This is a genomic window from Streptomyces sp. M-16 (assembly GCF_052114405.1).
GTDB lineage: Bacteria > Actinomycetota > Actinomycetes > Streptomycetales > Streptomycetaceae > Streptomyces.
The window spans coordinates 17,932-35,502 of sequence record NZ_JBFRER010000086.1 but is presented as its reverse complement, the minus strand read 5'-3'; the positions used below and the strand labels follow the sequence as shown (position 1 = coordinate 35,502).

The window sequence follows — 17,571 nt, the reverse complement described above, 5'->3', positions numbered from 1 at the left end:
CGCGTCGGCGCAGAAGGGGATTTCCGGGGGTCCCTCGCAAGTACTACGTGTCCTCCTCAGTAGCCCGCGGGACGGACCAGACCCGTCTCGTACGCGAACACCGCGGCCTGCGTCCGGTCGCGCAGACCCAGCTTCACGAGGATCCGGCTCACGTGGGTCTTCACCGTCTGCTCGGCCACGGTCAGATGCCCGGCGATCTCCGCGTTGGAGAGCCCCTGGGCGATCAGCGACAGCACCTCCGTCTCCCGTTCCGTCAGCTCGTCGATCCGGGCCCGGGACGGCGCCCGCGGCGCCCCCAGCCGGGAGAACTCGGTGATCAGCCGCTTCGTGATGTTCGGCGACAGGAGGGCCTCGCCGGCGGCCACCACCCGCACCGCCTCGGCGAGCTGGTCCGCCGAGGCGTCCTTCAGCAAGAAGCCGGAGGCGCCCGCGCGCAGCGCCTCGTACACGTACTCGTCGAGGTCGAAGGTGGTCAGCACCAGCACCTTCACCCTCGACTCCGGCACACCGGTGATGACCGAGGTGGCCTCGATGCCGCCCATGCCGGGCATGCGGATGTCCATCAGCACCACGTCCGGACCGAGTTCGGCGACCTTCGCCACCGCGTCGGCGCCGTCCACGGCCTGCCCGACCACCTCTATGTCGGGCTGCGCGTTCAGGAGGACGGTGAAGCCCTGCCGGACCATCATCTGGTCGTCGGCGATCATCACCTTGATCGGAGTGCTCATGCGTCCTTCTTCGTCTCGGAGGAGCTGCCCGGCGGGTCCATGGGCAGGACCGCGCTCACCTCGTACCCGCCACCGGGACGCGGCCCGGCGGCCAGCTCGCCCCCCAGCATGCCCGCCCGCTCCCGCATGCCGAGCAGCCCGTGCCCGGCGCCGACGGAGGGCGGGGCGGCCCGGGAGGGCGCCGAGTTCGCGACGCACAGGTGCAGTTCGCGCGGTCCGTAGGCGATGCCGACCTCGACCCGAGAACCCGGCGCGTGCCGCAGACAGTTGCTCAGCGCCTCCTGGACGATCCGGTACGCGGTCAGCTCGACTCCCGGCGCCAGCGGCCGCCGTATCCCCGCCACCTCGGTGATGACGTCCAGTCCGGCCCCCCGCACGTTGTCCACGAGGCCGTCCAGCTCCGCGAGGGTGGGCTGCGGATGCTGCGGCGCCGCAGGATCACCGGGCTGCTCGGACCGCAGCACCCCCAGGACCCGGCGCAGCTCCGTCAGGGCCTCCAGGGCGTTCTCCCGGATCCCGGCGAGGTTCTCCTTCAGTTCCTCGGAGGGGTTCTCCACCAGGTGCGGGGCGACCTGGGCCTGGATGGAGATCACGGACATGTGATGGGCCACCACGTCGTGCAGCTCGCGGGCGATCCTGCTGCGCTCCTCCAGCAGGGTCCGCCGGGCCCGTTCCTCCTCGGTCAGGGTCTCCTGGACGACGAGCTGTCCCCGGGCGAGCCGCACCGCGCGCAGTGAGTACCCCAGGAGCCCCACGATGCCGAAGACCAGGCTGGACGTGAAGAAACTGGTGGTGCTGTGATCCGGTTTGAAGAGCAGCTCGGCCACCGCCGAGAGGCCGACGGGGACGGTGACGACCGCGACGGTGGCCCGCGGCGGCACGCGCAGGGCGGCCAGCAGGATCAGCGGGGCGAAGGCGAAGAATCCCGCGGGCATCCACGGCCAGGACTGGCCCTGTCCCACCTCGGAGTGGATCGTCCAGGCGATCAGGCCGGCCGCGAGCAGCCCCAGCCACCAGGCGGCGATCGGGCGCGACAGCGCCACCGCGATGGGCACCCCGGACAGGAGGGCCAGCACCAGCGAGGGGCCGCCGGTGACGTGGTAGTGCGACAGCTGCTCGTTGGTGAGGAAGCAGAAGAGCACGGCCGCGTAGAGCACCACCGCGTGCGGCAGCCGGGCCAGCCACCGGGGCCTGGACATCCGGGGGAGCGGATCCCGCCGCAGGGTCAACAGCTCGCTGACCACAAGGCCCTTGGCGAGGAGGGCGGTATCCGCCCGGGATGCGCGTTGTTCGGTCACGCGGATCACCCTAAACACGGCCGGCCTCCTCGAACCGGGCCGCCCGGGGCACCGGGACCCGCGGTGCCGCGGCGATCGCGGCGGTGCGCGCGGTGCGGGCGCGGCGGGCGATGCGGGCGGCCCGAGGCTGCTCGTGAATCCGGAAAGCGGACCAGCAGATGGTCAGGGCGGCCGCGAACACCGGCAGCCAGAGCAGTCGCGTGAAGATCCAGCCGACCGAGCCGGGCGCGGTGTGCAGTCCTGGCAGTTCGGTGGAGAACAGCAGCCCGACGGCGGTCACGGACATCATCGCGGTCTGGTGCCACAGGAAGACGGTCATCGCGGACAGGTTCAGCAGGGCCACCTTCGCCCAGGTCCGGGGCCGGCTCATGGCCTGGGCCAGCGGCCCGCGCACCAGCAGGGCCAGCCCGCATTGGGCCAGGCCGAAGGCGACGGCGGCCAGCGTCGGCGGGTTCAGGTTGGACACGGCAGCTCCCGGGACCCCCACCATGGAGGCCGGGTACCCGCCCCAGAGAACCAGCGCGGCGGTGGCGGCCCCGCCGCCGACCAGCAGGAACAGGGACTGGCGGCGCCGGGAGAAAGCCCCCCGGGACCAGGCCGCGCCCAGGGTGTAGGGGACGAGCCAGCCCGCGGCGACATTGACCCAGCCGATCCACTCCGGCCCGCCGAAGCCGAACCGCCACGCATCCACCCCGGCCACCACGGCCAGTGGCCACAGAGGACCGATCCGGGCGACGAGCGGGGTCGCCGCGGTGAGCGCGGCGAACACCAGCAGGAACCACAGGGGCGACCACACCAGCTTGAGCAGCGTCCGCACGGTCTCCGGCTCGGCGCCGCCCAGCAGCAGCCCGCCCGCCACCACGGCCCACAGCGTCAGCACCGCGGCCACCGGCCGGAACAGCCGCCCGAGGCGCTGGCGGACCCAGGCGCCGTACGAGACTCCGCGCGCCTTCGCCGAGGCGTGGCCCTGGGCGGCGACATGACCGCCGACCAGGAAGAACACGGCCAGGGTCTGGAACACCCAGGAAACCGGGGCCAGCCAGGGCATGGCGGCCAGCGGGCTCGCGCCGTGCAGGCTGCCGTCGGTGACGGTCAGGGCGGTGACCAGCCAGTGACCCAGCACCACCCCGAGGATCGCGAAGGCCCGCAGAGCGTCCACGGACCGGTCCCGGTGGGCCGGGGTCGCGCTGTCGACGCGGTCCGCGAGGGCGGACCAGCGGGTGCGGAGCTCACGCATGCGAGGCCTCCCGGCGGGTGGGGGAGGCGACGGGGCCGGTGAAACCACCGGGGCCGGCAGCCGGGCCGATGACGATGCGGGCCAGGCTGTCCAGGGACTCCGTGCCGGGCTTGAGGTAGTCGCTGTGTCCGGCGGAGCCCGCTGCGAAGAGCCGGGCACCGAAGGCGGGAGCCACCGGGTCGGTACCGAAGCCGAGACCGGCGAAGCGGACATGGGGAACCCCGCCGATCCAGTCCTCGCTGCCCCGGCCGGCCCACACCCGGGCCGCGGTCGGCATCCGGTCGGCGGACGGGAGCCCCGTGCCGGGACTCCCGTAGAGGACGACATCGCTCACGCGGGGGCCGGTCTCGGTCCGGGCGCAGACCACCGAGCCGTACGAGTGGCACAGCAGGGAGATCCGGGCGTCAGCGCCGGTCTTGTCCACCAACCGGGCCAGGAACGGCCCCAGTTCGGCGGCTGCCTCCTCGGCGCGGGCGGCCGTCAGGACAGTGGTGCTGACCGTCTCCGGGGTGTCGTACCCGAGCCACGCGACCACCGCTGAGCGGGGATGCTCCCGCTGGAGCCGCTGCTGGAGGGATCGGGCGCCGTCGCGGAAGCGCTGGTAGGTGTCCAGCGTCGTGTCCGAGCCGGGCACCAGGACGGCGATCCGGTCGGCGGTACCCAGATCGCCCAGCACCTCTATGGCACGCCCCTGCCCCCGGCCGTCGAAGGTCAGGAACTGCGCCCCGCCCTCCTGCCCCGGGGCTGCGGCCGCCATCGTCCGCAGCTTCTCGGAGCGGCCGGTCCGCCCCGCGTCCCGAGCCATGCGCGAGGCCTCGCCCATCGCGGCGAGGTTCGTCGTGTAGCGGCTCTGTATCGTCGCGGACGGGGCGAAGGACGCCGGGACGGGCGCGGGAATTTTCGGCGAGGCCGCCGCGGACACGGGGACCACGACGGCCGCGGCGACGAGGCCGGCCAGCAGAGTCCGGCGGATAGCGGGCGATCACCCGCTCTCACAACGACGTTAGGAATCAGCCCCCTTGGTCGGCGTCACGCTCCGGAGCGGCCTTTCCTCGTAGCTCTCAGGTATGACAGGCACTACCTCAGAGGCAGCCGGACGACCTCGGCCACCCACCGGGAGCCCACCGTGAGCCGACCCGTGAGCCGACCCGCGAGCCGACCCGGGGGTCGACCCCAAGGGCCGCTCACCACCGCTGCGTTAGGGTCCGTGCCATGAACAAGAACGACTGGAGGCGCGACCGCATCGGCAGCGCGCACCGCGGCGAGAACCCCACCGTCCTGCGCCGCCTCGACTCGGGGTTCGCGGCCATCGGGGACCGGCAGTTCCTGCCCGGCTACTCGGTCCTGCTGACCGACGACCCGGCCGTGACCCGCCTCTCCGAGCTGCCACGGTCCCGCCGCATCTCCTACCTCACCGACCTGGAGCGCCTCGCCGAGGCCGTCGAGCGCGCCTGCGCCCGCCTCGACCCGGCCTTCCGCCGCGTGAACATCGAGATCCTGGGCAACACCGACCCCTACCTCCACGCCCACATCTGGCCCCGCTACGAGTGGGAGCCCGCCGACCTCGTCGGGATGCCGGTCTGGCTCTACGAGGACGAGGAGTGCTGGCGCGGCGAGCGCCACGCCCTGGCTCCCCGGCACGACGGGCTGCGCGCCGCCATCACCGGGGAGCTGGAGACCCTCCTCGGGTAGCGGCCTCTCCGGCCTCTCCGGCCTCTCCGGCCTCTCCGGCCTCTTCGGCCTCTTCGGCCTCTTCGGCCTCTTCGGCCTCTTCGGCCTCTTCGGCCTCTTCGGCCTCTTCGGCCTCTTCGGCCCCTCCGGCCCCTCCGGCCTCCCCAGCCTCTCCGGCCCCGCGGCCCTCCCTCCCCGGAGCTACGCCGCCGACGTCGCCACGCGCACCCCGAAGCCGATCAGCACGACCCCCGTCACCCGGTCCATCGTCCGGCGGACGCGCGGGCGCGTGAAGAACCGCCGGGCGTGCGACAGGACGTAGACGTAGGTGCCCAGCCAGAGCAGGGTCAGCAGCACGTGGACCAGGACGAGGAGCGCCATCCCCGCCGCCGGGGGCAGGCCGTGCGGCGCGAGGGTGGGCAGCAGCCCGGTGTAGAACACGGCGATCTTCGGATTGAGGACGTTGCTGACCAGGCCGGTCCGCCAGGCGCTCCCGCTCCCGCCGCCGGCGCCGTTTCCGGCCCCGTCGGGGCCGCTCTCCGGGCCGCCCCCCGGGCGGCGCAGGGACTGGATGCCGAGGAAACACAGGTACGCCGCACCCGCGAGCTTGACCACCAGGTAGACCTCGGCCGAGGCGGCGAGCAGCGCGGCGAGACCGGCCACGGTCAGGGCGCCCCAGAGCAGCAGCCCGGCGGCGATCCCGCCGACGGTGCGCAGCCCGTCGGCCCGCCCCCGTGAGACGGCCCGCCGGGTGACGATGGCCATGTCGGGGCCGGGGACGAGGGTGAGCAGGGCCAAGACGCCGGTAGCCGCGGCGAGTTGCGTGAGCACACGGCTCAGTCTGCCACCAGCGGTTCGACGTAAACGGCCCTCCAGCGGGGCGCAGGGTCTTGTCCAGGGCTGGTCCAGTACTCCCTCGCTCCGACGATCTCCCCGTCGCGCACGGTCCACAGGGAGACGGCCCGGTAGACGACGTGCTCCTCGGGTATCTCCACCTCGGTGACGACGAGGTCCCCGTCCGCGAGGATGCGCAGCACCTCGACCGCGCCGAGGGACCTCTCGTCGTCCGCGGAGTCCTCCCCCTCGTCACGGAGCACGGCGACGAAGTTGGCCCTGCCGACGATGCGCTCGCCGCTGACCGGCCACTCGATGACCGCGTCCTCGGCGATGAGCGCGGCCACGCCGTCCCAGTCGTGTGCCTCGATCCGCTCCCACAGCTGTGCCACTACCTTCAACGGCTCCATGTGCCGCAGTGTGCGTTGGGCTCCTCGTACGCAACAAGCTTTGCTTTCAGGCTTATTGACTTCGACACAATCGGCTGCCGACTACTCCCGGTGATACGTGAGAGGGGGGTTCGATCCCCCGTCCAGCTCGCGCAGCAGGGTGCCGTCGGGCAGCAGGCGCAGCCGGCTCCGGCCGCCGGGAGTACAGGTGGGAGGGGGGCCGGAGGTGAGGGTGGAGGCGTCGAGCTCCACCGGGCCGGGGGCTCCGCGCAGGGTGGCCCGCCAGGAGCAGGAGTAGCCGGGGTCGTCCACGCGCAGGGTCATCACGGGCTCGCCGATCGCGCCGGGGGTGAGGTCCAGGCGCCAGGTCGCGCTGCCGGAGGCGGCCCGCCAGGTGCCGGCGTAGGACTGGGGGAGGCGGGCGGCCGGGCCGCCGCCCGCGGAGGTTCCGGTTGCGGGGTCCTCGGGGTCCGCGGGGCCCGCCCCGGTGGGCAGGGAGGGGGCGGAGGCGGTGACGGCCGGGCCCGGAGGGAGGGGGTCCGGGTCGCTGCTCATCACCGCGTACACGGTGCCGCCCGCCGCCGCCGCGACCACGACGGCGACGGCCACCAGGAAGGCGGTCGACGCCGCGTGGGGCCGGGGCGCCGGTTCGGCGGGCGGCCCGTAGGAGTACGACGGGGGCATGGCCGGGGGCGGTGGCGGGGGCGCCACGGCGGTGGGGGTCGGGAGGACGACATGCCGCGGACCGGAGTCCTCGCGGTCGAGGAGCTGTACGGCGTGCCGTCCGAGCCGGTCCACGAGCGGCGCCGGAAGCCACGGTTCCAGGGCGCGCCCGTTCGCCACCGTGCCGCCGGCCCCGACCCGGTCCAGGACCGCCGCCGGATCGGGCCGCGCCGCGGGGTCCTTGCGCAGGCAGTCCGCGACCAGTTCCCGCAGTTCGGCCGGTACGCCGTCCAGCTCGGGTTCCGTTTCCACGATGCGCAGCAGCAGCCCCGCGGCCCCGCCGGGGTGTTCCGCGTCGCCGAAGGGCAGCCGCCCGGTGGCCCCGTAGGCCAGCACGGCGCCGAGGCAGAAGACGTCGCAGGCCGGGGTGACCGCCTCGCCGCGGACCTGTTCGGGAGCCATGAACCCGGGCGAGCCGACCAGTTCCCCCGGCCGGGTCAGACCGGCGTCGAGGGTGTCGAGCGGGCGGGCGATGCCGAAGTCGATGACGCGGGGTCCGTCGAGGGTGAGCAGGACGTTGGACGGTTTCAGGTCACGGTGGATGAGGCCCGCGCGGTGGATGTCCTGGAGGGCGTACGCGAGTCCGGCGGCCAGGATCAGCACGGTACGGGCGGGAAGGGGGCCGAAGTCGTGCGCCACGGCCTGACGCAGGCTCGGCCCGGCGATGTACCCGGTGGCGAACCAGGGGACTTCGGCCTCGGTGTCGGCGTCGAGGACGGGAGCGGTCCACGCGCCGCCGACCCGGCGGGCGGCCGCGACCTCCTGGCGGAACCGGGCGCGGAACTCCTCGCGGAGGGCGAGTCCGGGGTGGACGAGCTTCACCGCGACGGTGCGGCCGCGGTCGGACCGGGCGAGGTAGACCTGGCCCATGCCGCCGGCGCCGAGGCGGGACAGGACGCGGTACGGGCCGACGTGCTGGGGGTCGGCGGGGTGCAGCGGTTCCATCGGCGGTTGGTCCTTCCCCCGGGGGCGGGCCGACGGGCCGAGCGTAGTTCGCCGCGCGGGGCGAGAGGGAGTATCGGGCCGGTCCGGGCTGGGCGGGGCCGGTCCGGGCGGAGGCGCTCCGGTGCAGCGGCGCCGCCGGAGGCCCCGCCGTCGGGCGCTCGCCCCGGGCGCTCGCCCCCGCCTCAACCGCCTCAACCGCCGGCGGGGCCGGATCCGGCGATGGCGGTCAGGGCCGCCGAGAGGCGGTTCAGGACGCGGGTCGTTTCGGCGAAGGCCTCGTCGCCCAGCTCCGTCGCCAGGCGGGCGGCCAGGTCGGCGTGGCCCGGGTCGATGCGGGCGATCGCGGCGCGTCCCTCCTCCGTCGGGCGCAGCAGCTTCGCGCGGCGGTGGGCCGGGTTCGGGGCGTACGCGGCGAGGCCCTTGGCCACCAGCAGGTCCGCCACCCGCTGCACGCTCTGCCGGGTGATCCCCATGGCCCGCGCGATGCCCGCCACCGGCAGCGGCTCGCGCAGCACGGCCCCCAGGACCTGCCACCAGGCCGCCGTCAGCCCGGCCGGGCGGGCCAGTTCCTCCGACAGCGCGAGGAACTGGCCGTTCAGGTGGAAGACGCCGAGCGCCGTTCCGCTGAGCAGGTCCTGCCGCTCCCGTACCGAAAGAGGAGGTAGCGGCTCAGGCATCTCCGGCCTCCGCCGCGGCCATCAGCACCGGGTAGGCGCTCGCGTCGGAGTCGTGGAACAGCCGGTACCAGGCGTCGAGCACGTCCGGCGGGTAGACGCCGAGCCGCGCGAAGACCTCGCGGGCGAAGGCCACCGGCTCGGTCGGGCCCGCCGTGATCAGGTCGCCGTCGGTGACGGCGTCGGCCTCCACGTAGTGCGCGGCGCCCCCGTACCCCGGCTGCTGTGCCAGGTGGGAGGAGGCCGCACCGGTGTGGGCGCGCCCGTCCAGGAGGCCCTCGCGGGCGAGGCCCGCCGTGGCCCCGCAGATCGCCGCGACCGGGACCCCGGCCTCCAGGAACGCGCGGGCCTTCGCGGCGAACGGGGCCAGCTCGTCGCCCGTCTCCCAGAGCGAGGCGCCGGTCAGGATCAGCAGCGAGGAGTCCTCGGGGCGCAGGTCCGCGAGGGCCAGGTCGGGCTGGATCCGGATCCCGCCCATCGTGGTGACGGGCCGCCCGGCGGCGGGGCCGACCGTACGGACCGTGTGGCCGCGCCGGGCGAGGTGCGCGGTGGTGTGGCCGGTCTCCCAGTCCGCGTACGTGTCGTAGACCGCGAGGTGGACGGGCTTCGGCTCGGGCCGGGGCCCGCTCGGGGTTCCACTCATGGTGCTCGCCTCCGGATCGCAAAGGGTCTCTGACGAGAGGCCTATGACAAGAGGCTGTCATTGTGGGAGTGTGCTGTCAATGCTCGGCTGCGGCAGACAGACTGCCGAGGGTGGGCGCCCACCCGCATACAGTCCGCCGATATCCCTTCCGACCTGCGCACTTCTAGCGTGACGGCATGACCCCTCATGTCACCGGTGCGGCCGTCAAGGCCGCCGACCGCGCTCACGTCTTCCACTCGTGGTCCGCCCAGGCCCTGATCGACCCGCTGGCCGTCGCCGGGGCCGAGGGCTCGTACTTCTGGGACTACGACGGGAACCGTTTCCTCGACTTCTCCTCCCAGCTGGTCAACACCAACATCGGCCACCAACACCCCAAGGTGGTCGCAGCGATCCAGGAGCAGGCCGCCCGGCTCTGCACCCTCGCGCCCGGTTTCGCCGTCGACGTCCGCTCCGAGGCCGCACGCCTCATCGCCGAGCGCACCCCCGGCGACCTGGACAAGATCTTCTTCACCAACGGCGGCGCCGAGGCCGTGGAGAACGCCGTACGGATGGCCCGGCTGCACACCGGCCGCCAGAAGGTGCTGTCCACGTACCGCTCGTACCACGGCGCCACCGCCGCCGCGATCAACCTGACCGGCGACCCGCGCCGCTGGCCCTCCGACACGGCCGCCGCCGGGGTCGTGCACTTCTGGGGCCCGTTCCTCTACCGCTCGCCCTTCCACGCCACGACCGAGGCCGAGGAGTGCGAGCGCGCCCTCGCCCACCTCGCCGACACCATCGCCTTCGAGGGTCCGGCGACCATCGCCGCGATCATCCTGGAGTCCGTTCCGGGCACCGCCGGGATCATGACCCCGCCGGCCGGGTACCTCGCCGGGGTGCGCGAGCTCTGCGACCGCCACGGCATCGTCTTCATCCTCGACGAGGTCATGTCGGGCTTCGGCCGCACCGGCAAGTGGTTCGCCGCCGAGCACTGGGACGTCACCCCGGACCTGATCACCTTCGCCAAGGGCGTGAACAGCGGATACGTGCCGCTGGGCGGCGTGGCCATCTCCGCCGCCATCGCCGAGACCTTCGCCACCCGCCCCTACCCGGGCGGACTGACCTACTCCGGTCACCCGCTGGCCTGCGCCGCCGCCGTCGCGACGATCAACACGATGGAGGAGGAGGGCATCGTCGGGAACGCCGCCCGCATCGGTGCCGAGGTGATCGCCCCGGGCCTGGCCGCGATCGCCGAGCGGCACCCGTCCGTCGGCGAGGTGCGCGGGCTCGGCACCTTCTGGGCGCTGGAGCTCGTACGGGACAAGGAGACGCGCGAGCCGCTCGTCCCGTACAACGCGGCCGGTGCCGCGAACGCGCCGATGGCCGAATTCGCGGCGGCCTGCAAGGCCTCGGGTCTGTGGCCGTTCGTGAACATGAACCGGACGCACGTCGTCCCGCCCTGCACGGTCACGGAAACCGAGGCCAAGGAGGGTCTGGCACTCCTCGACGAGGCCCTGGCGGTCGCCGACCGGCACACCGTGGGCGCGTAGTCCGACGAGGCCGGACGCTAGGTCGTCCGAATAACGGGCGATACGTCCGCATATCGGCCGTGGAACCGATCGGTTTCAGCCGCGCTGCCTGGCCTAAGGTGTCCGAAGATCTATGGAGGAGACGGACCCCTATGCCAGGCAGCGGAAGCGGAGCCGTCACCCGCAACACACTTCGGCAGCAGATCGCGGACGCGCTGCGCGACGAGGTGCTCGCGGGTCGTCTGCCGCCGGGGACCGAGTTCACGGTCAAGCAGATCGCCGAGCAGTACGAGGTCTCCGCGACCCCGGTGCGCGAAGCGCTGGTCGACCTCTCGGCCCAGGGGCTGCTGGAGTCGGTGCAGCACCGCGGGTTCCGGGTGCGGACCTACACCGTCGACGACTTCCGGGGCATGATCGAGGCCCGCACGCTGATCCTCGACGGCATCTTCCGCTGCCTCGTCGAACGCGGCGTCGCGCCCGGAGCGGCCGAGATGCTGGTGTCGGTGCGCCGTCGCGGGGAGGAGGCGCGCCGGGCCGCCCAGAGCGGTTCGCTCGAAGTGCTCATCGGCTACGACCTGCGGTTCTGGCGGGAGCTCAGCGGGCTGGCCGGCAACCCCTACATCTCCGAGTTCCTGCACCGGCTCCGGATCCAGTGCTGGGTCTTCTCCGTACCGCACCTCCAGGGGTCGCCGGAGCTGCGGACCGCGCTGTGGGACGGGCACAACGAGCTGGTCGACGCCGTGACCCTGGCCGACGCCGAAGAGGTGCGGCGCCTCGTGCGCGCGTACAACCAGCACGGCCTGGACTGGGCCGCCGGGCTCTGAGGGGCCGCCGTGGCCGCCCCCGGTTCCGCCCGCCCGCCGTCCCGGGTGCTCCCGGGTTCTGCGCACCCCTTCGCGGAGGGTGTCCGGAGCATTACTCTGACCGGATCGGCGCCAACGACTGATCGGAGCCCGCGTGGCCTGTGACCTGTGGCTGGTCCCCCTTGTCGACGTGCTGTGCCACAGCCCCGACAACCCCTTCGCGGAAGAGATCGCCTCGTACGACAAGGCGCTGGGCGAGGCGGGGCTGCCGTCGGTGCCCGTGTTCGCCTACATGCCGGGCCTGAGCGGGGACGTGGCCCCGGTGGCCGGCTTCGACTACGACGCCCTGCACTTCCTGCGGCGGGCGTACCTGCTCCAGATCTGCGGGCTGCCGGTGACCCCGGTGGACGAGCTGGGCGGGGACTACGAGCAGCTGCTGGAGATGTTCGAGCCGACGGCGCAGCAGTCCCACCTGGTGTGGCACTACGACCACGCCGGGGCGTACGTCCCGGTGGACTTCCCGGCTCCGCTGGCCAACGAGGAGCTGCTGGCGGGGGGCGGCCCGCTGGGATCGGCGCAGGGGCTGCTGCGGGAGCTGGCCTTCGTGGCCCCCGCGATCGGGATAGACCCGGGGAACCCGCCCGCCGCGCCGGCGCCGCCCGGCGGGCCGACGTCGCTGGAGGAGCCGGCGGGGCCCATTCCGTACGACGCGAGCCCCTTCGCGCGGGAGCGGCACGTGTGGCTGGGGCTGCACGCGGCGGCGACGCGGAGCCTCGGACAGGGATCGATGATCATCTTCAGCTGAGCGGCCACCCGGCCGCGGCCGCAGGGCACGGGGCACCGGGCGGCGCCCCGCCCCCCGGCTGCGGGCACGGGGTACCGGGCGGCACCCCCCGTGCCTCAGCGGGGCTGCTCCGGCGGCCGCTGGCGGGGCATGTTCGGGCGGGTGCCCGGCGGGAGGGGGAACCTGGCCGGGGGCACGTACGCGTCCGGGCGGGCGGGGGCCCCGGCCAGGGACTGCATCACCAGCGGCGCCGGGCCCGCGCGGAACTCCACCATCCAGTCGGCGGTCTCGGAACGCACCAGCTCCGTGATGTCCTCCGAGAAGCGGCGCAGCACCGTCAGACACCGCTCCGCGGCCTCGCCGGCGGTGCCCTCCGTCGGGCCGAGCACCTCCCGTACGTTCTCCGAGGCCCAGTCGAACTGGAGGGTCTGCAGGCGGCGCTGCACCGCCTGGGCGGTCGCGACGTCCCGCATCCAGCCCGAGGTCAGCCCGAAGAACCGGTCGCAGGCCAGGCACGCGGCGGCGAGCAGCAGCGACAGGTAGCCGTACGAGGCCGCGCCCGTCGCCGAGCCCGTCAGCTCCAGCAGGGGCATCGCGGCACCCGTGACGGCGCCCAGGGCCGCGCCGGCCCGCAGCGTCCGCGCGCCCCGGCGCTTCCAGGCCCGGTCGGAGAGGTACCACTCGGCGGTGCGCAGCGCGTCGGCCTCCACCCGGCGGTAGAGCTCGTCGAGCCGCTCGGCGGGTTCGCCCCAGTCCCCGAGCGGGAACGGCCGGCCGGTCAGGTCGCCGTCGCCGTCCCCCGCGGGATCCCGGGGTGGCCCCTCGGGCTGCATCTCCGGCTGACTCACCCGGCACTCCCTCTGCCTGCGCTGACGTCTCTGTGGTGCGCGTGTGCGCAATGATGCGCATGCTCTTCCTACCTTCGAATGACGCGCGATGGACAACGAATCCCCGGTTTTCCGCCCACAAGGAGGGCGCCATCAGGTACGCGCACGCCCCGACTCTCACTCGAAAGAGTTGGTCCTCCCGGCGTAGGGCGCGGCGCGCGGGGAGCACGTAGGCTCGGATTGACCGAGCGTTCCCGAAGGTCGTAGCGACGACGTATGGAGTGAGCACCTTGATTCCCGGTGGTGGCCAGCCCGACATGCAGCAGCTGCTCCAGCAGGCCCAGAAGATGCAGCAGGACCTTGCCGCGGCGCAGGAGGAGCTGGCTCTGGCCGAGGTCGAGGGCCAGGCCGGAGGCGGTCTGGTCAAGGCCACCGTCACCGGCTCCGGTGAACTGCGGGCGCTGGTGATCGACCCGAAGGCCGTGGACCCGGAGGACACCGAGACCCTCGCCGACCTGGTGGTCGCGGCGGTCCAGGCGGCCAACGAGAACGCGCAGGCGCTCCAGCAGCAGAAGCTGGGACCGCTGGCCCAGGGCCTGGGCGGCGGCAGCGGGATCCCCGGCCTCCCGTTCTGACCCCGGCCCGGGACCGGGCCCGAGCGGGGCCCGGCTCCCGGTGACACGGGCTCCGGAGACGTCCCGAAGACACACAGAGAAGACCAGAGAAAGAAGGCAGTCCGTTGTACGAAGGCGTGGTCCAGGACCTGATCGACGAACTGGGCAGGCTGCCCGGCGTCGGGCCCAAGAGCGCGCAGCGGATCGCCTTCCACATCCTGCAGGCCGAGCCCACCGACGTCCGCCGCCTCGCGCACGCGCTGCTGGAGGTCAAGGCCAAGGTCCGGTTCTGCGCGGTGTGCGGGAACGTGGCGCAGGAGGAGCGGTGCGGGATCTGCCGTGACCCGCGCCGCGACACGACGGTCATCTGTGTGGTCGAGGAGCCGAAGGACGTCGTCGCGATCGAGCGGACCCGCGAATTCCGGGGCAAGTACCACGTCCTCGGCGGCGCCATCAGCCCGATCGAGGGCGTCGGCCCGGACGACCTGCGCATCCGCGAGCTGCTCGCGCGCCTCGCGGACGGGACGGTCACCGAGCTGATCCTGGCGACCGACCCGAACCTGGAGGGGGAGGCGACCGCCACCTACCTCGCCCGCATGATCAAGCCCATGGGCCTCAAGGTCACCCGCCTGGCCAGCGGGCTCCCCGTCGGGGGAGATCTGGAGTACGCGGACGAGGTCACGCTCGGGCGGGCCTTTGAAGGAAGGCGACTTCTCGATGTCTGACGCAACGCTGCACGCCCTCGGACAGGATCCGGACGACTTCGCGGCCTCGATCGCGGACCAGATCGAATCCTTCATCGTCGCGGTCACCGAGGTGGCCAAGGGCGAGGACCCGGACAGCGCCGTTCCCTTCCTCCTCCTGGAGGTGTCCCAGCTGCTGCTGGCGGGCGGCCGGCTGGGCGCGTACCAGGACGTCCTGCCCGAAGAGCGCTACGAGCCCGACCTGGGCCCGGAGCCGGACGTGGACGACCTGCGCGAGCGCTTCGCCGTCATGCTGGAGCCGGTCGACGTCTACTCCGAGGTCTTCGACCCGTACGAGCCGCGCAAGGCCCCGGTCGCGCACCGGATCTCCGACGATGTGGCCGACGTGGTCGCCGACCTGCGCCACGGCCTCATCCACCACCAGGCAGGCCGGATCACCGAGGCGCTGTGGTGGTGGCAGTTCTCGTACTTCACCAACTGGGGTCCGACGGCCTCGGCCACCCTGCGCGCCCTCCAGTCGCTGATCGCGCACGTCCGGCTGGACCAGCCGCTGGCCGCCCTCGACGGCCTCGACACGGACGAGGACCTGACCGAGGAGGAGCTCGCGGAGCAGGCCGGACTGGTCATGGCCGAGGAGCTGGGGCGGCTCGGCCGCAAGTGACGGCAACCGCAGTGCTGATCTCTTCGTCTCATGATGCGGTACGGGGCGGTCGGATCCCGGCCGCTCGTTAGACTGCACCAGCAATGAGACGGACCGAGCGAGGAGCGCACGTGGGCCTTGTCGTGCAGAAGTACGGAGGCTCCTCCGTAGCCGATGCCGAGGGCATCAAGCGCGTCGCCAAGCGGATCGTGGATGCCAAGAAGAACGGCCACCAGGTGGTCGTCGTGGTTTCCGCGATGGGCGACACTACGGACGAGCTGATCGATCTCGCCGAGCAGGTATCTCCGATGCCTGCGGGGCGCGAATTCGACATGCTGCTGACCGCCGGAGAGCGCATCTCCATGGCCCTGCTGGCCATGGCGATCAAAAACCTGGGCCACGAGGCCCAGTCGTTCACCGGTAGCCAGGCAGGCGTGATCACCGACTCGGTCCACAACAAAGCGCGCATCATCGATGTGACGCCGGGCCGGATCCGCACCGCGCTGGACGAGGGCAACATCGCCATCGTCGCCGGCTTCCAGGGTGTGTCCGCGGACTCCAAGGACATCACCACCCTCGGCCGGGGCGGCTCGGACACCACCGCCGTGGCGCTCGCCGCCGCGCTGGACGCCGAGGTCTGTGAGATCTACACCGATGTCGACGGCGTCTTCACCGCGGACCCCCGCGTCGTGAAGAAGGCCCGGAAGATCGACTGGATCTCCTCCGAGGACATGCTGGAGCTCGCGGCCTCCGGCTCCAAGGTGCTGCTGCACCGCTGCGTCGAGTACGCCCGCCGCTACAACATCCCGATCCACGTCCGCTCGTCCTTCTCGGGACTGCCGGGCACCTGGGTCAGCAACGAGAATCCGCAAGGGGACGCGCAGGTGGAGCACGCCATCATCTCCGGAGTCGCTCACGACGTCTCCGAAGCCAAGATCACGGTCGTCGGCGTCCCGGACAAGCCGGGCGAGGCCGCGGCGATCTTCCGGGCCATCGCGGACGCCGAGATCAACATCGACATGATCGTCCAGAACGTGTCGGCGGCCTCCACCGGCCTGACCGACATCTCCTTCACCCTCCCCAAGGCCGAGGGCCACAAGGCCATCGACGCCCTGGAGAAGGCGAAGGGCCAGATCGGCTTCGACTCGCTGCGCTACGACGACCAGATCGGCAAGATCTCCCTGGTCGGCGCTGGCATGAAGACGAATCCGGGCGTCACCGCCTCCTTCTTCCAGGCGCTGTCCGACGCGGGCGTGAACATCGAGCTGATCTCCACCTCCGAGATCCGCATCTCGGTCGTCACCCGCCAGGACGACGTCAACGACGCCGTCCGCGCGGTGCACACGGCCTTCGGCCTGGACTCCGACAGCGACGAGGCCGTCGTCTACGGAGGCACCGGACGATGACGGCGCCCCGGTCCTCCGGCCCGGCGCTCGCCGTGGTCGGGGCGACCGGAGCCGTCGGTTCGGTCCTGCTCCAGATCCTGTCCCAGCGGGCGGACGTCTGGGGCGACATCCGCCTGATCGCCTCCCCGCGCTCGGCCGGCCGCGTGCTGGCCGTCCGTGGGGAGGAGACCGAGGTGCTCGCCCTCACCGAGGACGCCTTCGACGGCTTCGGCGTGGGCGACGTCGTGCTCTTCCTGACCCCGGCCGAGGTGTCGGCGCGCTGGGCCCCCGTGGTGACCGCGCGCGGTGCCGTCGTGGTGGACCAGTCCGCCGCCTTCCGGGAAGACCCCGAGGTGCCCCTGGTGGTGCCCGAGGTGAACGGCCACGCCGTACGGATCCGGCCGCGCGGGATCGTCGCGGGCCCGGACTGCGTGACGGCCGCCATGATCGCCACCCTGGGCGCGCTGCACGCCGAGTACGGACTGGCCGACCTGGCCGTTTCCTCGTACCAGGCCGCCAGCGCGGCCGGCCGGGCCGGTTCCGAGGCGCTGCGCCGCCAGCTGTCGCTGGTCGCCGGGAGCTCCCTGGGGGAGCAGACCGGAGACGTGCGCCGGGCCGTGGGCGAGGACACCGGCCCCTTCGCGGCTCCGCTCGCGCTGAACGTGGTGCCCTGGTCCGGGGAGCTGCGCGAGGGCGGCTGGTCCTCGCACGAGCTGGCCGTACGGGCGGAGACCCGGCGGATCCTGGGGCTGGAGACGCTGCCGATCGCGGTGACCTGCGTACAGGTTCCCGTGGTGACCGGCCATTCCCTGACGGTTCGGGCCCGCTTCGAGCGGGAAGTGGACGCCGGGCACGCCAGGGAGATCCTGGAGGCGGCGCCCGGGGTGGTGCTCGTCGACGATCCCGGGGCGGGGGAGTTCCCCACGCCCGCCGACGCGGCCGGTACGGATCCGGCCTGGGTGGGGCGGGTACGGGCCTCGCTCGACGACCCCCGCTCCCTGGAGTTCTTCGTGTGCGCGGACAATCTGCGCAAGGGTGCGGCGCTGAATGCCACGCAGATCTCGGAACTGATCGCGGGTGAATTCGCGTAATTCGCTTTGTAGGATCGGTACCGATCCCTTGATCAAGGTGATGGCCCGACTGCCGTCTGGATAAATGGGGCAA

General features: G+C 72.8%; 19 protein-coding genes. 9 read left to right on the top strand and 10 right to left on the bottom strand.

The features are described from left to right. Positions 1-56 precede the first annotated feature (56 nt). From AB4039_RS30185 to AB4039_RS30170, 4 genes are read right to left on the bottom strand one after another with little or no spacing between them, the layout of a single operon-like run. Positions 57-728: a response regulator gene (locus tag AB4039_RS30185; RefSeq protein ID WP_266840035.1), complete on the bottom strand. Its 672-nt coding sequence runs from the start codon at positions 726-728 to the stop codon at positions 57-59. Beyond that, positions 725-2,026: a sensor histidine kinase gene (locus AB4039_RS30180; protein ID WP_266840034.1), complete on the bottom strand. Its 1,302-nt coding sequence runs from the start codon at positions 2,024-2,026 to the stop codon at positions 725-727. Before AB4039_RS30180 ends, AB4039_RS30185 begins: the two co-directional genes overlap by 4 nt. 10 nt (positions 2,027-2,036) lie before the next feature. Then, entirely contained in the window at positions 2,037-3,263 is a 1,227-nt protein-coding gene (locus AB4039_RS30175) for an acyltransferase family protein (RefSeq protein WP_442272278.1), read from the bottom strand. Beyond that, complete coding sequence (locus tag AB4039_RS30170; protein ID WP_442272277.1) at positions 3,256-4,185, bottom strand: alpha/beta hydrolase; 930 nt, start codon at positions 4,183-4,185, stop codon at positions 3,256-3,258. Before AB4039_RS30170 ends, AB4039_RS30175 begins: the two co-directional genes overlap by 8 nt. A 290-nt stretch (positions 4,186-4,475) precedes the next feature. Between AB4039_RS30170 and AB4039_RS30165 the strand changes: the two genes are divergently transcribed. Then, positions 4,476-4,955 carry an HIT family protein gene (locus tag AB4039_RS30165; protein ID WP_442272276.1) on the top strand — a complete coding sequence of 160 codons (480 nt, stop codon included), beginning with the start codon at positions 4,476-4,478 and terminating at the stop codon, positions 4,953-4,955. A gap of 180 nt (positions 4,956-5,135) precedes the next feature. Here the strand turns inward: AB4039_RS30165 and AB4039_RS30160 are convergent, their stop codons facing one another. The 5 genes from AB4039_RS30160 to AB4039_RS30140 form a co-directional block, all read right to left on the bottom strand. Then, positions 5,136-5,765, bottom strand: coding sequence for a LysE family translocator (locus AB4039_RS30160; protein WP_266840030.1), 630 nt, complete (start codon positions 5,763-5,765; stop codon positions 5,136-5,138). Between the two features lie 5 nt (positions 5,766-5,770). Further along, positions 5,771-6,178: a nuclear transport factor 2 family protein gene (locus tag AB4039_RS30155; protein ID WP_266840029.1), complete on the bottom strand. Its 408-nt coding sequence runs from the start codon at positions 6,176-6,178 to the stop codon at positions 5,771-5,773. A gap of 81 nt (positions 6,179-6,259) precedes the next feature. Beyond that, entirely contained in the window at positions 6,260-7,825 is a 1,566-nt protein-coding gene (locus AB4039_RS30150; protein ID WP_442272275.1) for a serine/threonine-protein kinase, read from the bottom strand. Between the two features lie 191 nt (positions 7,826-8,016). Continuing rightward, positions 8,017-8,502, bottom strand: a complete 486-nt coding sequence (locus AB4039_RS30145) for a MarR family winged helix-turn-helix transcriptional regulator (RefSeq protein ID WP_442272274.1) — start codon at positions 8,500-8,502, stop codon at positions 8,017-8,019. Continuing rightward, on the bottom strand, positions 8,495-9,142 hold the full coding sequence (locus AB4039_RS30140; RefSeq protein WP_442272273.1) for a DJ-1/PfpI family protein: 648 nt from the start codon (positions 9,140-9,142) through the stop codon (positions 8,495-8,497). Before AB4039_RS30140 ends, AB4039_RS30145 begins: the two co-directional genes overlap by 8 nt. A gap of 176 nt (positions 9,143-9,318) precedes the next feature. On the opposite strand from AB4039_RS30140, the gene AB4039_RS30135 reads away from it, so the two are divergent. From AB4039_RS30135 to AB4039_RS30125, 3 genes are all read left to right on the top strand, one after another. Next, positions 9,319-10,671, top strand: a complete 1,353-nt coding sequence (locus tag AB4039_RS30135; RefSeq protein WP_442272272.1) for an aspartate aminotransferase family protein — start codon at positions 9,319-9,321, stop codon at positions 10,669-10,671. A 131-nt stretch (positions 10,672-10,802) separates the two neighbouring features. Next, positions 10,803-11,474, top strand: coding sequence for a GntR family transcriptional regulator (locus AB4039_RS30130; RefSeq protein ID WP_266840024.1), 672 nt, complete (start codon positions 10,803-10,805; stop codon positions 11,472-11,474). A 133-nt stretch (positions 11,475-11,607) separates the two neighbouring features. Next, positions 11,608-12,258, top strand: a complete 651-nt coding sequence (locus AB4039_RS30125) for a hypothetical protein (RefSeq protein WP_266840022.1) — start codon at positions 11,608-11,610, stop codon at positions 12,256-12,258. 95 nt (positions 12,259-12,353) lie between these two features. On the opposite strand, the gene AB4039_RS30120 is transcribed toward AB4039_RS30125, so the two are convergent. Beyond that, positions 12,354-13,085 carry an SLATT domain-containing protein gene (locus tag AB4039_RS30120; RefSeq protein WP_266840020.1) on the bottom strand — a complete coding sequence of 244 codons (732 nt, stop codon included), beginning with the start codon at positions 13,083-13,085 and terminating at the stop codon, positions 12,354-12,356. 269 nt (positions 13,086-13,354) lie between these two features. Here AB4039_RS30120 and AB4039_RS30115 point away from each other — a divergent pair, with 269 nt between their 5' ends. The 5 genes from AB4039_RS30115 to AB4039_RS30095 all read left to right on the top strand — a co-directional run bounded on the left by AB4039_RS30115 (position 13,355) and on the right by AB4039_RS30095 (position 17,498). Next, entirely contained in the window at positions 13,355-13,699 is a 345-nt protein-coding gene (locus AB4039_RS30115; RefSeq protein ID WP_266841738.1) for a YbaB/EbfC family nucleoid-associated protein, read from the top strand. Between the two features lie 104 nt (positions 13,700-13,803). Then, on the top strand, positions 13,804-14,403 hold the full coding sequence (recR, locus tag AB4039_RS30110; protein ID WP_030228593.1) for a recombination mediator RecR: 600 nt from the start codon (positions 13,804-13,806) through the stop codon (positions 14,401-14,403). Then, complete coding sequence (locus tag AB4039_RS30105; RefSeq protein ID WP_266840018.1) at positions 14,396-15,043, top strand: DUF5063 domain-containing protein; 648 nt, start codon at positions 14,396-14,398, stop codon at positions 15,041-15,043. The genes recR and AB4039_RS30105 overlap by 8 nt, the downstream gene beginning before the upstream one ends. 110 nt (positions 15,044-15,153) lie before the next feature. Next, positions 15,154-16,428, top strand: a complete 1,275-nt coding sequence (locus AB4039_RS30100) for an aspartate kinase (protein WP_266840016.1) — start codon at positions 15,154-15,156, stop codon at positions 16,426-16,428. Further along, positions 16,425-17,498, top strand: coding sequence for an aspartate-semialdehyde dehydrogenase (locus AB4039_RS30095; protein ID WP_442272271.1), 1,074 nt, complete (start codon positions 16,425-16,427; stop codon positions 17,496-17,498). Before AB4039_RS30100 ends, AB4039_RS30095 begins: the two co-directional genes overlap by 4 nt. The last annotated feature ends 73 nt before the right edge of the window (positions 17,499-17,571 follow it).

Coding starts and splice junctions, on each gene's coding strand:
- AB4039_RS30175 (WP_442272278.1), bottom strand. CDS start 3,263: ATGCGTGAGCTCCGCACCCGCTGGTCCGCCCTCGCGGACCGCGTCGAC.
- AB4039_RS30165 (WP_442272276.1), top strand. CDS start 4,476: ATGAACAAGAACGACTGGAGGCGCGACCGCATCGGCAGCGCGCACCGC.
- AB4039_RS30185 (WP_266840035.1), bottom strand. CDS start 728: ATGAGCACTCCGATCAAGGTGATGATCGCCGACGACCAGATGATGGTC.
- AB4039_RS30145 (WP_442272274.1), bottom strand. CDS start 8,502: ATGCCTGAGCCGCTACCTCCTCTTTCGGTACGGGAGCGGCAGGACCTG.
- AB4039_RS30150 (WP_442272275.1), bottom strand. CDS start 7,825: ATGGAACCGCTGCACCCCGCCGACCCCCAGCACGTCGGCCCGTACCGC.
- AB4039_RS30130 (WP_266840024.1), top strand. CDS start 10,803: ATGCCAGGCAGCGGAAGCGGAGCCGTCACCCGCAACACACTTCGGCAG.
- AB4039_RS30140 (WP_442272273.1), bottom strand. CDS start 9,142: ATGAGTGGAACCCCGAGCGGGCCCCGGCCCGAGCCGAAGCCCGTCCAC.
- AB4039_RS30105 (WP_266840018.1), top strand. CDS start 14,396: ATGTCTGACGCAACGCTGCACGCCCTCGGACAGGATCCGGACGACTTC.
- AB4039_RS30135 (WP_442272272.1), top strand. CDS start 9,319: ATGACCCCTCATGTCACCGGTGCGGCCGTCAAGGCCGCCGACCGCGCT.
- AB4039_RS30155 (WP_266840029.1), bottom strand. CDS start 6,178: ATGGAGCCGTTGAAGGTAGTGGCACAGCTGTGGGAGCGGATCGAGGCA.
- AB4039_RS30095 (WP_442272271.1), top strand. CDS start 16,425: ATGACGGCGCCCCGGTCCTCCGGCCCGGCGCTCGCCGTGGTCGGGGCG.